Below are 12,598 nucleotides of genomic sequence, written 5' to 3'. Positions count from 1 at the left end.
AAGGCCCAGATGACGATCTCCCAATCGGCCGAGGACGCCGTCCGCTCGGCGATCTCGCCCATCGAGGACATCATCGAGGACGCCCGCAACGGCCGGCCCTACATCCTGGTCGACGCCGAGGATCGCGAGAACGAGGGCGACGTCATCATTCCGGCCCAGTTCGCGACGCCGGACCAGATCAACTTCATGGCCCGCTTCGCCCGCGGCCTGATCTGCCTGTCGATCACCCAGGAGCGCGCCCGCGCCCTGCGCCTGCCCCCCATGGCCGCGGAGAACCGCGAGGGCATGGGCACCGCCTTCACCGTCTCCATCGAGGCCAAGGAAGGGGTCACCACCGGCATCTCGGCCCATGACCGCAGCCACACCGTGGCCGTGGCCATCGACCCGACCAAGGGCCCGGACGACATCGTCTCCCCCGGCCACGTCTTCCCGCTGGTCGCCCGCGACGGCGGGGTGCTGGTGCGCGCCGGCCATACGGAAGCCGCCGTGGACATCAGCCGCCTGGCCGGCCTGAACCCCGCCGGCGTGATCTGCGAGATCATGAAGGACGACGGGTCCATGGCCCGCCTGCCCGACCTGGTCGGCTTCGCCCAGCTGCATGGGCTGAAGATCGGCACCATCGCCGACCTGATCGCCTATCGCCGGCGCACCGAGCGCCAGGTGGAGCGGGTGCTGGAGACCCCGTTCGAGTCCGCCTTCGGCGGCAAGTTCCGGATGGTCATCTATCGCAACATCCTGGACCGCACCGAGCACGTGGTCCTGACCAAGGGCCGGATCGAGGCGGACAAGCCCACCCTGGTGCGCATGCACCGCGTCGACTTCGCCGCCGACATGCTGGGCCATGTGGAGGCGCGCCGGGACTATGTGCCCGCCGCCCTGCAGGCCATCGCCGACTATGACGGGGCAGGTGTCGCGGTGTTCATCCGCGACAGCAACCCGGCCTGGCTGTCCGAGCGCTATGGCGCCGGCGCCAATGTGGACCACGGCGCCAACGTCCTGCGGGACTACGGCGTCGGCGCCCAGATCCTGGTCGACCTGGGGGTGCGCGACATCACCCTGCTCTCCAACTCCTCCACCGTCCTGCCTGGCTCGGCCGGTTACGGTCTGCGCATCCTGGGTCGCCAGACCCTGGGATGAGGATGCGAAGAACGACGTTCTTCTAAGTCGTTCAGATCATACTTGAGGTCAGGCGCCAGAAGTGGCGCCTTTCCCAAAGCGCCAAGCTTGGCCATAAGAGTCGCCGCACAATATTTGGTGCGCTTGCGGCTGGGACAGTATCGCCGGAAGCGGCGATAGGCAGGTCGATCCCTATGGAATTCTTATACGGCGGCGCCGCGTACTTGAGAAAATTAGCTTCGAAAGCCTGATTCTGCTCACTGTGAGCGACAATCTGTCCAAGTTGGGCGCCGAGCCTATTGCCACGCATACCCAATCCGGGTTTCTCGCGAGACGGGAAAAGTTCTCGCGAGGGATGAGTTGTCATGGGCTTCAATGCGCTGTCGGAACTCGGGCCGACGCACGGCCTTCTCTCGCGCCACGATGGCTCCAGGGCCTATGAGTTTCACCACAACGCCAGCCTGCTCTTTCACCTGACCCTGACCTGGCGGCGGCGGTGCGGCAACGATTCCGACGCCGTCTTCGTCTACATGGCCTTCATCCTGGCCGCGGCCACCGAGGCGGTGAACGAGGCCTCGCACGGCGGGGTGGTCTCCCTGGCCGAGGTCCAGGCCAGCCTCTCGGCCTTCAGTATCGCCAACATGACCGGGATCCCGCGCGAGACCGTGCGGCGTAAGCTGCGGCTCCTGGAGCAGAACGGCGTCCTCTCCGCCGGTCCGGGCGCCTCCTATACGGTGCGGATCGAGCGCGGGCGCCTGCTGGAGGCGCTGCAGCCCCGCGGCCTGCGTCCCGGGGGCGGCGCCTCGTGAGCGCGGCGGCGGACAAGGTCATTCCCTTCCCCCTGCACCGCGTGAGCCCCGTGTTCCCGCGCAACCCCTTGTTCTTCTGCGAGCGGCTCCAATACCGGGGCTATAACCAGAAGGTCATCGAGTACTGCGTGGTCGACGTGTTCGCCGAGCGGGTGCTGGAGTTCAGCGCCGGCTGGTTCAGGTCCGCGGAGGTCAGCGAGACCTGGATCCCGTCCAACCGGGCCCTGGCGGGCCTGGCCCTGCTGCATGAGACGGTGCGCGGGCGGGTGGTGATCGTCGATGGGGTGGCCGATGAGCCCCCGCGGCGGGTGCTGAACGCCTGCGCCCATGTGATCGAGCTGGGCGCGCTCTACGCCTATAACGGCGTCCAGGCCCTGCGGCCGCAGATCGAGGACGAGGTCGCCTCCATCCGCCTGGCCGCCTTCGATGGCGAAACCACCGCCTTCCAGACTGCCGCCCGCCTGCGCGAAGTCTGGGTGCTGCTCGACGCGGAACTGAGGGGCGTTCGCCACGACGCCTCGCCCCAGTCCGCGCCGCCGCCCCGGCCGGGACCTCTCCAGTCGCCGGGACCGGTAAGCGGGCCCGGGCCGGCCGCCCCCCCGCGGTCGGCCCGCGGCCGGCGCTGGCGCGATTGCGGCGACCGGCTGGTCACCCTTTCGGCCTGGGTGCTGGTCGCGCTCGCCGCCCTGACCGCCTTCGTCGGCGTCATCTTCGGACACCGGGACGACATCCTCATGGAGCTGCGCCACCGTGTCCGTTTCTGAACAGCGCGTCGCACCCCCACCCATGTCGGTGATCGGCCCGCTCGGCCTGAGGCTGAAGGCCGAGGACCTTCCGCCCGCGGACATCGACCGCTGGGTGCCGCGCCGCAAGGCCGAGTTGGTGGTCGCCATCCGATCGGGTCTGATCACCCTGGAGGCCGCCCAGGCCCGCTATGGCCTGACCATGGAGGAGATCGCCAACTGGCTGATGATGTTCGACCGCCACGGGGTTCCGGGCCTGCGGGTGACCATGGCCAAGGCCTACCGCTCGACGGGGCGGCGTCGCCGCGCGTAAAGGCTTTCAGATTCTGCGTTTTCCTTGGGCGCAAACCGGCCTATATGAGAACCCGCTTAATGCACCGCCCGGCCGAAAGGCCGGGCGCCGTCATTTTAGGAACACGCCATGACCGACATTCTGATGCCGAAGGCGACCGCCGTCTGGCTGGTCGACAACACCTCGCTGACCTTCGATCAGATCGCTGACTTCTGCGGCCTGCACCCGCTTGAAGTGAAGGGCATCGCCGACGGTGAAGTGGCGCGCGACATCCGCGGCGCCGACCCGATCGCCAATGGCCAACTGTCCCGCGAGGAGCTGGACGCCGCCCAGAACAACGACAAGTACCGGATGCGAGCCCAAAAGAGTCGGCATGCCGAGCTGCTTAAGCCGGTGAAGAAGGCGCCGCGCTACACCCCGGTGTCGCGCCGCCAGGACCGTCCGGACGCCATCGCCTGGTTCATCCGCAACCACCCGGAAGTGGCGGACGCCCAGATCGCGCGCCTGCTCGGCACGACCAAGGCCACCATCGACCAGGTGCGCACCCGCAGCCACTGGAATTCGGCCAACATCAAGCCGGTGGATCCCGTGACCCTCGGTCTCGCCACCCAGCTGGAGCTGGACGCGGTGGTGAAGAAGGCGGCGGAAAGGAAGGCCAAGGATGACGCCCGCCGCGGGATCGTCGACGGCCCGACCCTGGAGCCGGCCTCTGAGACCGGCGTGCCCCTCGATCAGGCGGAACAGCCCTATGTGGCTGAAGAGCCCCTGTACGACGACGAGGACGGCGAAGAGGACTGATGGGCCCTTAGGCGCCTTCCCGCCGCCGCGCGGGGGGAGGGCGCCTGGCCTTTACTGGACCTAGTGGATGCGGGCCTTCAGGGCCTCCATCTCTTCCTTGAGCTTCAGCTTTTGCCGTTTGAGCTCTCGGAGCCTTACATCGTCGCACGCCGGCCGGTTCGTCTCGTCTCGGATCGCCTCGTCCAGGGTCTGGTGGCGGGTTCCGAGGTTACGGATGCGGGCTTCAACGGCCATGACTACAAGTCTCCTTCCATTGAACGACCTGCGAAGTGAACACCCGCTGGTCTGGCCTGTCAGATCACATATCTTTGCAGAGGCCCCGGCGAACCGGGCGCCCGATTTGCAGGCGCGGGAGCATCCTTAATGGCCGAATCCGGACGTGATCGCCCCGAACCACAGCGCCTGGTGGTGGGGATTTCCGGGGCCAGCGGCGTGATCTATGGGCTTCGCGTGCTGGACGCCTGCAAGGAGTTGGGCGTCGAGACCCACCTGGTGTTGTCCAAGGCCGCCGCCCTCACGGTCGCTCAGGAAACCAAGCTGACCCTGGCGGAGGTCCAGGCCCGCGCTGAAGTGTCGCACAAGCCCGGCGATATCGGCGCCTCCATCGCCTCCGGCTCCTTCCCGACCCTGGGCATGATCATCGCGCCCTGCTCGGTCCGGACCATGAGCGAGATCGCCACCGGCGTGACCTCGTCGCTTTTGACCCGCGCCGCCGACGTGACGCTCAAGGAGCGGCGCACCCTGGTGCTGATGGTGCGCGAGACGCCCCTGCACCTGGGCCACCTGCGCACCATGGTGCGGCTGGCGGAGATGGGCGCGGTGATCGCCCCGCCCCTGCCGGCCTTCTACGCCCAGCCCCAGTCGCTGGAGGAGATGGTTGACCAGTCGGTCGGCCGGTCGCTGGATCTGTTCGGCCTGTCCTGGCGCGGCGTGAAGCGCTGGGGCCAGGACGTGGGCCCTGTCGCGGGAGACGCCTGATGTCGATCTGGTCCTGGACCCTTGAAGCCTATGCCCGGCCGGACGTGCCGGACGCCTGCCTGGCCCTGCAGGACGCCCACGGCCAGAACACGCCCTTCCTGCTCTGGGCGATCTGGGCCGAGGGCCCGCCGGCCGAGGTGCTGGCCAAGGGCGCGGCGCTCGCCAAGGCCTGGGAGGCCGAGGTGCTGTCGCCCATCCGCACCGTGCGGCGGCGGCTGAAGGCGGACTTCGCGCCCGTGGACGCGGGCGCCCGCCTGGCCCTGCGCGAGGACATCAAGGCCGCCGAACTGCACGCCGAACGGCTGCTCATGGAGACGCTCGCCGACCTGGTGGGCCAGCACAAGGGCGGCGTCCCGGCGCTGGCGGCCCTGGAAGCCGCCTCCGCCGCCTGGGGCCGCACGGCGCCCCTGGACGCCCTGGCGCGGCTGGCCGGGCCGCTCACCTGAACCGGGTGTCACGCCGCTTGCCGTAACGGTTACGTTTCCCCATCATTGAGCTTGGCGTAGCGGGGCGTGCGTATGAACGAGAACCAGGCCGACGAGCCCGAAGATGCGATCCGGGCCCGGCTCAACACGGCTATCCAGGAACATGCGGACCTGGATGTGGCCGTGCAGGCCATCGCGGCCATGACCATGCCCGACATGATGGTGATCGGCCGCCTGAAGCGGAAGAAGCTGCTGCTGAAGGACGAGATCGCGCGTCTGAAGGACCTGCTGACCCCGGACATCATCGCCTAGGGCTGATCGCTTGAGGCCTGCCGCCTACTTCCATGGCCAGCCCGGCGCGCGGCTGGAGCTTGGGCTCCTGCCGCCGCTGCCCGCGGACCTGTTCGCCCCGGACCGCAACCGGGATCGCCCCGAACTTTCGGCTGAGCGCTATTATGACCACCTGGCGCAGGAGATCCGGCGGCGTTGGCCCGACGGCGGCTTGCGGCTGGTCGGCTTCTCCATTGGCGCCTTCGTGGCCTGTGAGGTGGCGCTCAGGCTTTCCGACCGCGACCCCGCGCTGGACCTGATCTCGCCCGCCGCGCCCCTGGGCCTTGGCGATTTCCTGCCCCAGATGGCGGGGGGCCCGGTCTTCCGGCTGGCCAGGGACAACGCCATGGCGTTCCGGGTCCTGACCTGGGCGCAGGGTCTTGTGGCGCGCGGCGCGCCGGACCTGTTGCTCGACCAGCTGTTCGCCTCCGCCGCGGGGGAAGACGCCGGCCTGGCGCGCAGCGCGGAGTTCCGCCGCATCCTGACATCCGCGATGAACCAGAGCCTGGGGCAGGGCGCGGTCGGCTACCGGCGGGATCTCCGCGCCTATGTCCGCACGCCGCCTGACCGGTTCGCCGGCCTAGGCGCGCCCATGACCCTCTGGCACGGGGCGGCCGACACCTGGGCGCCGCTGGGCATGAGCCAGGCCCTGGCGGCGCAAGATCCAGGGCGGCGACAGGTGCGGGTCCTGACCGGCCAGTCGCACTATTCAACCTTGATGGCGGCGGCGGGCGAGATCTTTGCGGCGCCCTGAGGCGATTCAGCCCGCGCGGACTTCGCGCTTGCGCAGGAACATGGCCGCGTCCGCCTCGGCGACGATCTCTTCCGGCTCCTGGGTCTGGCTGATCTCGCGCACGCCGTAGGAGATGTGGATCGGGGCCGTCCAGTCGCCGAACTCGATGGGCGATTTCTCGATCTCGTGGGCCAGGGACCGGGCCTTGGCCTCGGCGGTGGCGCGATCGGCCTGGGCCAGGATGACCGCGAACTCGTCGCCGCCCATGCGTCCCACGATGTCGCTTTCGCGGACATTGGCGGCCAGGCGCGCGGCGACGGCCTGCAGGGCGGCGTCGCCGGCGGCGTGGCCATAGCGGTCGTTGACGCCCTTGAAGCCGTCGATGTCGAAATAGACCAGGCTGGCGGGCGAGCCGTAGCGCTGAGCGAAGGTGCGGATGCGGCCCAGCTCCCGCACGAAGGCGCGGCGGTTGAGCACCGGGGTCAGGGCGTCGCGATCCGCCAGCTCCTCGGCCTCGGCGAGGCGAGCCTTCAGCCGCGAGACCTCGCCGCGCAGGTCGTCGATCTCGGTGAGCAAGGTCTTGACCGCCTGCTGGACAGCCGGGGTCAGGTCCGCCTCGGTCAGGCCCAGAAAGGCGGTCTTGTCCGCCGGCGCCGGCGCGGCGGCGGTCGCGTAGGCGCCCGCCTTGGCGAGGGCGCGCTTGCGGATCGCCGAGAACGTCTCGCTGCGGGCGCCGGTGACCTTCATCAGATCGTTGTTCCGTCAGAATCACCCGGAAGCCGGGCCATTAAGAATCCTAGCCGTCCTTGGTTGCGGGCGCAAAGCCGGCGCCTATACTCCCCGCCTTTCCGGAAAGGGGCCAATTCATGAGCGCTTCGCCCGCGCCCGTCGCCATCATCATGGGCAGCCGGTCTGACTGGCCGACCCTGAAGGCTGCGGCCGACATGCTGGACGCGCTCGGCGTGGCCTATGAGGCCAAGGTGGTCTCGGCCCACCGCACCCCGGACCGGATGTACGCCTTCGCCAAGGGCGCCAAGGCCGCGGGCTTCAAGGTGATCATCGCCGGCGCCGGCGGCGCGGCGCACCTGCCGGGCATGACGGCGTCCCTGACCGACCTGCCGGTGCTGGGCGTGCCGATCGAGTCCAAGACCCTGAAGGGTGTCGACAGCCTCTATTCCATCGTCCAGATGCCCGGCGGCATCGCGGTGGGCACCCTGGCGATCGGCGAGCCTGGCGCCAAGAACGCAGGGCTCCTGGCGGCGCAGATCCTGGCGCTGTCCGACGACGCCCTGGCCCAGCGCCTGGCGCTGTTCCGCAAGGCCCTGACCGACAGCGTGGCCGAGACGGTCGAGGACTGAGCATGACGCCGCTTCCCCCGGGCTCGACCATCGGCATCCTTGGCGGAGGCCAGCTGGGACGGATGCTGGCCCTGGCGGCGGCGAGGCTGGGCTTCGACGTGGCGATCCTGGAGCCCGAGGCGGACAGCCCGGCGGCGCGGGTGGCCGCGCACGCCATCGTCGGCGCCTATGATGATCCCCGCGCCCTGACGGCCCTGGCCGAGCTGGCCGACGTGGTGACCTTCGAGTTCGAGAACGTGCCCGCGGGCGCAGTTGAGCGGCTGACGGCCCTGGGCGTGCGCGTGGCGCCGGGCGCGAAGGCGCTGGCGGTGGCGCAGGACCGCGTGGCCGAGAAGACCTTCCTGAACGAGGCCGGCGCACCGACGGTGGCGTTTGCGAAGGCCGACGACATCCTGGAGGCGGCGCAGGCGCTGGAGCAGATCGGCGCGCCGGCGCTGATGAAGACCCGCCGCGACGGCTATGACGGCAAGGGCCAGATGTGGGTGGAGCACGCCGCCGACGCCGGCCGCGCCTTTGCGGCCCTGGGCGGCAAGCCGGTGATCGTCGAAGCCCCCGCCGACTTCGTGCGCGAGCTTTCGGTGATCGCCGCACGCGGCTGCGACGGCGAGATCGCGGTCTATCCGCTGGGTGAGAACCACCACGAGAAGGGCGTCCTGCGCCAGACCATGGCGCCGGCGCAGGTCAGCGCGGACACCGCGGCCCAGGCCGAGCGGATCGCCCACCAGATCCTGACCAGCCTGGACTATGTGGGCGTGATCGGCATCGAGCTGTTCGAGCTGGCCGACGGACGGCTGCTGGTCAACGAGATCGCGCCGCGCGTCCACAACACCGGACACTGGACCCAGGACGGTTGCGAGGTGGACCAGTTCGAGCAGCAGATCCGCGCCGTGGCCGGATGGCCGCTGGGCCCGACGGCGGCGCTGGCGCGGGTGGAGATGATCAACCTGCTGGGCGAAGAGGCCGATCACTGGGCCAAGCTGGCCGGTGAGCCCGACGCGCGGCTGCACCTCTACGGCAAGCGCGAGACCAAGCCTGGCCGCAAGATGGGCCATGTGAACCGGCTGCGGCCGCTCTGAGACGTCGCAGATTTAGCCGCTTGATGAAGTGGTATTGAACCCCAATTCGCGCAAATGCGAATGAATTGCGGATTGGGGTCTATGCCTTGGCCGGTGACGCTGTGGAGGCGTTACGCCTCGTTCGGGATGGCTGAGAGGGCTTCTTCGAGTTCCAGGAAGCTCGGTTGCGAACCCGAGGGGACGTTGCCGCGGCCGATTTCGACGGAGATCTGGGCGGCGTTGCCGTGCAGGTGGGCGACCAGCACCGCCTGGATGATCTTGTAGAAGGCGCTTTCTTCTTCGACGATCTGGTTGATCCGGGTCGCGAAGGGCGCGACCAGGCCGTAGGCCAGAAACACGCCCAGGAAGGTGCCGACCAGGGCCGAGCCGATCATTTCACCCAGGACTTCCGGCGGCTCGCTGATGGCGCCCATGGTCTTGATGATGCCCAGCACGGCGGCGACGATGCCCAGCGCCGGAAGGGCGTCGGCGAGGGACTGGATGGCGTGGGCCGGGGCCAGGGCCTCGTGGTGGTGCTTTTCGAGCTGCTTCTCCATCGCATCCTCGACCTGGTGGGGATCCTCCAGGTTCATGGTCATCATCCGCAGGGTGTCGCAGATGAAGTCGATGGCGAAGTGGTCCTTCATGATCTTCGGGTAGCGCGAGAAGATCGTCGAATCGTGCGGGTTCTCGATGTGGCTTTCCAGGGCGATGACGCCCTTGGACTTCATCGTCTTGGTCAGCAGGAACAGCAGGGAGAGCAGGTCGCGATAGTCGCTGGCCTTCCACTTGGGACCGGCGAAGACCTTGCCCATGCCAGCGCCCGCGCCCTTCACCACGGTCATGGAGTTGGCGATCAGGAAGCTGGCGACGCCGGCCCCGCCGATGGCCATCAGTTCGTGCGGCGCGGCGTGGATGATCGGCGCCAGGCTGCCGCCCGACATGAGGAAGCTGCCGAAGACCAGGCCGAACAGCAGCACGATGCCGATGATCTGAAACATGCGGAAGACGTCCCCGGGAGCCGAACAGGCTAAAGCATCGGGCGGAATGCTTAATGCGTCGTAAGGACATCTAGATTTGCGCACCGGCCCGGCGCGGCTTAACAGCCTAGGCCCATGGAAAAGACCCTCGCCGCCCCGGGAGGTCTGCCGAAGCAGTCCTTCGCCATCATCTTCTGCGTGTCCCTGGTCACGGCCATGGGCAATACCGGCATGATCTCGGTGCTGCCGGCCATCGGGCGCTCCATCGGCATTCCGGACTTCCTGGTGGCGGGGGTGTTCTCGCTGTCGGCCCTGTTGTGGGCGTTCTCGTCGCCCTTCTGGGCCCAGGCCTCGGACAAGTACGGTCGAAAGCCGCTGATGCTGCTGGGCCTGAGCGGGTTTGCGGTGTCCATGGCCGCCTGCGCCATCGTGGTCTCGGCGGGCCTGCACAAGCTGGCCAACTGGATGGTGATCTTCGTCCTGTTCCTTCTGGCCCGGGCGCTATTCGGCCTGTTCGGGGCGGCCTCGAACCCGGCCACCCAGGCCTATGTGGCCGAGCACACTCCGGTCGCCCAGCGGACCCAGTCGATGTCGAGCCTGGCCGGCGCCTTCGGTCTGGGCACCGTGATCGGCCCCTTCCTCGCGCCCCTGTTCATCCTGCCGGTCCTGGGCCTGGCCGGGCCGATGGCCATGTTCTCGCTGATCGCCCTGACCATGCTGGTGGTGGTCTGGCGCAAGCTGCCCGAGAGCGAGCATCGGCCGAAGTACGAGGCCCGCACCCACGCCTTCGCCGGCGAGAAGGAGCGGCCCATGTGGCGCGATCCGCGGATCACGCCCTTCCTGATCTATGGCTTCATCGTCGCGGTCAGCCAGACCGCCCAGGGCCAGACTCTGGGCTTCCTGATCATCGACAAGCTGGGCATGTCGCCGACCCAGGCCCAGGGCTTCATCGCCATCGCCATGATGTTCGGCGCGGTGGCCGGCCTGCTGGCCCAGTGGGGCATCATCCGCATGTTCGACATGACGCCGCGCCAGCTGCTGCGCTGGGGCGTCGGCGTGGCGGCGGCGGGCAATCTGCTGGTGGCGTTCGCGCCGGACTACTGGGCGGTGGTGGCGGGCTACGCCATCTCAAGCCTGGGCTTCGGCTTCGCCCGGCCGGGCTTCACGGCCGGCTCGTCTCTGGCGGTGGACATGGGCGAACAGGCCCGGGTGGCCGGCGCCATCGCCGCGGTGAACGGCGTCAATGTGGTGCTCGCCCCGGCCTTTGTCTGGCTCTACGAGCACTACCACTCCGCGCCCTTCCTGCTGAACATGACCATGATGCTGGCCATGCTGGCCTACGCCTTCGTGAACCCCCAGCTGCGCAACGCCGACCCCAAGCCCGCGACTTTGGAAGACCAGGCGGCGGCGACGCTGGAGAAGGAGGACGAGGGGGGGATGTAGGTGGCCTAAGGCTCGGCGCCTTAGCGCCGCGCCTGCGGCGCAGGGCCGGGCGTCGGCGCCTGCGGAACCGGATCCGCGGGCGGCGGCGTGGGCGAGACCCAGGGGACTTCGGCCTTGAGCAGGCCGACCATCTGCATCGAGAGATAGCCGTCGGCGATCAGGCCGCGGGACTTCTGCCAGGCCCGCAGGGCGGCGCGGGTGTTGACCCCGATCACCCCGTCCGGCTGGCCGGGATCGAAGCCCAGAGCCGCCAGGGCCTTCTGAGAGGCGATGCGGTCGGCGGTGGACAGGGCCGTCTCATACGGCCAGGCCTGAACCAGCGGCCCCATGCCGCCGAAGCGGTCGGCCAACAGGCCCACGCCCAGGGCATAGGTGGTGGCGTTGTTGTACTTGCGGATCACGAAGTGGTTCGGCAGCAGCAGGAACTTCGGCCCCTGGGCGCCGGTGGGGGCGATCAGCATGCATTTGGCGGTCTGGTCCGCCGTGGTCCAGGGCAGGCCGTCGGCGCGGACCACGCCCAGGCGCGCCCACCAGTCGGGGGTCTCGCGCGGGCCTTCGGTCAGGGCGTAGTCGAAGCCGTCGGGGACCGTGACCTCGCGGGCCCAGCCCTGGCCGCGCACCCAGCCCCCCTTGGAGAGCAGGTTGGCCGCCGAGGCCAGCGCATCCTCGCGGGAGCCCCAGATGTCGCGCTTGCCGTCGCCGTCCTCGTCCACGGCGGTGGACAGGAAGGTGGTGGGGATGAACTGGGTCTGGCCCATGGCCCCGGCCCAGGAGCCATAGAGCTGGGACCTGGGGAACTCGCCCTGGCCGATGATCCTCAGGGCGGCCATCAGCTGGTCCTCGGCCCACTGGCGGCGGCGGCCGTCGGCGGCCAGGGTGGCCATGGAGCGGATGACGTCGAAACTGCCCATGGTCCCGCCGAAGGCGGTCTCCACGGCCCAGATGCCCAGCACCACGTCGCCGGGGACGCCGTATTTGGCCTCGATGTCGGCGGTGATCGGGGCCAGCTCGACGCGCTTGCGCTGGCCGATGGCGATGCGGTCGTCGCTGATGACGCCCTTGATGTAGTCGCCGAAGGGCTTGGCGAATTCCGGCTGGCGGCTGTCCAGGGTGATGACCCGCGGGTCGGGGACCAGGCCGGCCATCTCGCGGGTCAAGAGGTCGGCGGGCAGACCGGCGCGGACGGCGCGCTCATAGAACTGCCGCGACCAGGCGTCGAAGCTCATCGAGCCCGACTCGGTGGGCGGGGCGACCGGCTGGGGCTGCTGCGGCGTCGGGGTCTGCGGCAGGGGCGTGACCTGCGGCACCAGGTTCGGCGTCGGGTCCGCGCAGCCTGCCAGCAGCAGGGCGACAAAGGTTCGGCGGTCAAAGGATCGTCGGGCCATGGGAGTGACCCTAGCCGGTGGGGACGGGCGCCTCAATCACAAGCCCGTCAGGGGGGAAGCAAGACGGGTGGGTCCACGAACCACACGAACCACACGAACGTGGGTTCTTGGGGGCGAAACGCCAAATGGGCGCTGCGCGCCGGACTGTGATGA

Annotated in this window: 16 protein-coding genes; 12 read left to right on the top strand and 4 right to left on the bottom strand. The window is 69.0% G+C overall.

Annotated features, from left to right (window positions below):
- Window positions 1-9: 9 nt before the first annotated feature.
- From ribB to ACFQ27_RS06005, 5 genes are all read left to right on the top strand, one after another.
- The gene (gene ribB, locus ACFQ27_RS06025; protein ID WP_374348469.1) at window positions 10-1,137 is read left to right on the top strand and encodes a 3,4-dihydroxy-2-butanone-4-phosphate synthase; all 1,128 of its coding nucleotides are present in this window, start codon (window positions 10-12) and stop codon (window positions 1,135-1,137) included.
- A 344-nt stretch (window positions 1,138-1,481) separates the two neighbouring features.
- Window positions 1,482-1,925 carry a hypothetical protein gene (locus tag ACFQ27_RS06020; protein ID WP_374348467.1) on the top strand — a complete coding sequence of 148 codons (444 nt, stop codon included), beginning with the start codon at window positions 1,482-1,484 and terminating at the stop codon, window positions 1,923-1,925.
- The gene (locus ACFQ27_RS06015) at window positions 1,922-2,689 is read left to right on the top strand and encodes a hypothetical protein (protein WP_377352961.1); all 768 of its coding nucleotides are present in this window, start codon (window positions 1,922-1,924) and stop codon (window positions 2,687-2,689) included. Before ACFQ27_RS06020 ends, ACFQ27_RS06015 begins: the two co-directional genes overlap by 4 nt.
- Window positions 2,676-2,981, top strand: a complete 306-nt coding sequence (locus ACFQ27_RS06010) for a DUF1153 domain-containing protein (protein WP_377352960.1) — start codon at window positions 2,676-2,678, stop codon at window positions 2,979-2,981. Before ACFQ27_RS06015 ends, ACFQ27_RS06010 begins: the two co-directional genes overlap by 14 nt.
- 108 nt (window positions 2,982-3,089) lie before the next feature.
- The gene (locus tag ACFQ27_RS06005) at window positions 3,090-3,758 is read left to right on the top strand and encodes a DUF1013 domain-containing protein (protein ID WP_377352959.1); all 669 of its coding nucleotides are present in this window, start codon (window positions 3,090-3,092) and stop codon (window positions 3,756-3,758) included.
- A gap of 60 nt (window positions 3,759-3,818) precedes the next feature.
- Here ACFQ27_RS06005 and ACFQ27_RS06000 read toward each other — a convergent pair whose 3' ends face one another.
- Window positions 3,819-3,992, bottom strand: coding sequence for a YdcH family protein (locus ACFQ27_RS06000; protein ID WP_374348459.1), 174 nt, complete (start codon window positions 3,990-3,992; stop codon window positions 3,819-3,821).
- Between the two features lie 129 nt (window positions 3,993-4,121).
- Here ACFQ27_RS06000 and ACFQ27_RS05995 point away from each other — a divergent pair, with 129 nt between their 5' ends.
- From ACFQ27_RS05995 to ACFQ27_RS05980, 4 genes are all read left to right on the top strand, one after another.
- Window positions 4,122-4,736, top strand: coding sequence for a UbiX family flavin prenyltransferase (locus tag ACFQ27_RS05995; protein ID WP_374348458.1), 615 nt, complete (start codon window positions 4,122-4,124; stop codon window positions 4,734-4,736).
- Window positions 4,736-5,182 (top strand): TIGR02444 family protein, encoded by a 447-nt coding sequence (locus tag ACFQ27_RS05990; RefSeq protein WP_377352958.1) that lies wholly within the window; start codon window positions 4,736-4,738, stop codon window positions 5,180-5,182. The genes ACFQ27_RS05995 and ACFQ27_RS05990 overlap by 1 nt, the downstream gene beginning before the upstream one ends.
- Before the next feature lie 72 nt (window positions 5,183-5,254).
- Window positions 5,255-5,473, top strand: a complete 219-nt coding sequence (locus tag ACFQ27_RS05985) for a YdcH family protein (protein WP_374348454.1) — start codon at window positions 5,255-5,257, stop codon at window positions 5,471-5,473.
- A 10-nt stretch (window positions 5,474-5,483) separates the two neighbouring features.
- Window positions 5,484-6,245 carry a thioesterase domain-containing protein gene (locus ACFQ27_RS05980; RefSeq protein WP_377352957.1) on the top strand — a complete coding sequence of 254 codons (762 nt, stop codon included), beginning with the start codon at window positions 5,484-5,486 and terminating at the stop codon, window positions 6,243-6,245.
- 6 nt (window positions 6,246-6,251) lie between these two features.
- On the opposite strand, the gene ACFQ27_RS05975 is transcribed toward ACFQ27_RS05980, so the two are convergent.
- A complete protein-coding gene (locus ACFQ27_RS05975) occupies window positions 6,252-6,971 on the bottom strand; it encodes a GGDEF domain-containing protein (protein WP_374348450.1) in 720 nt (239 codons plus the stop codon).
- A gap of 119 nt (window positions 6,972-7,090) precedes the next feature.
- Between ACFQ27_RS05975 and purE the strand changes: the two genes are divergently transcribed.
- On the top strand, window positions 7,091-7,582 hold the full coding sequence (purE, locus tag ACFQ27_RS05970; RefSeq protein WP_374348448.1) for a 5-(carboxyamino)imidazole ribonucleotide mutase: 492 nt from the start codon (window positions 7,091-7,093) through the stop codon (window positions 7,580-7,582).
- A complete protein-coding gene (locus ACFQ27_RS05965; protein ID WP_377352978.1) occupies window positions 7,579-8,658 on the top strand; it encodes a 5-(carboxyamino)imidazole ribonucleotide synthase in 1,080 nt (359 codons plus the stop codon). Before purE ends, ACFQ27_RS05965 begins: the two co-directional genes overlap by 4 nt.
- Before the next feature lie 110 nt (window positions 8,659-8,768).
- On the opposite strand, the gene motA is transcribed toward ACFQ27_RS05965, so the two are convergent.
- Window positions 8,769-9,638: a flagellar motor stator protein MotA gene (motA, locus tag ACFQ27_RS05960; RefSeq protein ID WP_374348441.1), complete on the bottom strand. Its 870-nt coding sequence runs from the start codon at window positions 9,636-9,638 to the stop codon at window positions 8,769-8,771.
- Between the two features lie 114 nt (window positions 9,639-9,752).
- Here motA and ACFQ27_RS05955 point away from each other — a divergent pair, with 114 nt between their 5' ends.
- Window positions 9,753-11,060, top strand: a complete 1,308-nt coding sequence (locus ACFQ27_RS05955) for an MFS transporter (protein WP_377352956.1) — start codon at window positions 9,753-9,755, stop codon at window positions 11,058-11,060.
- A 20-nt stretch (window positions 11,061-11,080) separates the two neighbouring features.
- On the opposite strand, the gene ACFQ27_RS05950 is transcribed toward ACFQ27_RS05955, so the two are convergent.
- A complete protein-coding gene (locus ACFQ27_RS05950) occupies window positions 11,081-12,445 on the bottom strand; it encodes a lytic murein transglycosylase (protein WP_377352955.1) in 1,365 nt (454 codons plus the stop codon).
- Window positions 12,446-12,598 lie beyond the last annotated feature (153 nt).

The organism is Phenylobacterium conjunctum (assembly GCF_042679085.1).
Lineage (GTDB): Bacteria > Pseudomonadota > Alphaproteobacteria > Caulobacterales > Caulobacteraceae > Phenylobacterium > Phenylobacterium conjunctum.
This window is presented reverse-complemented; position numbering and strand designations above follow the sequence as displayed.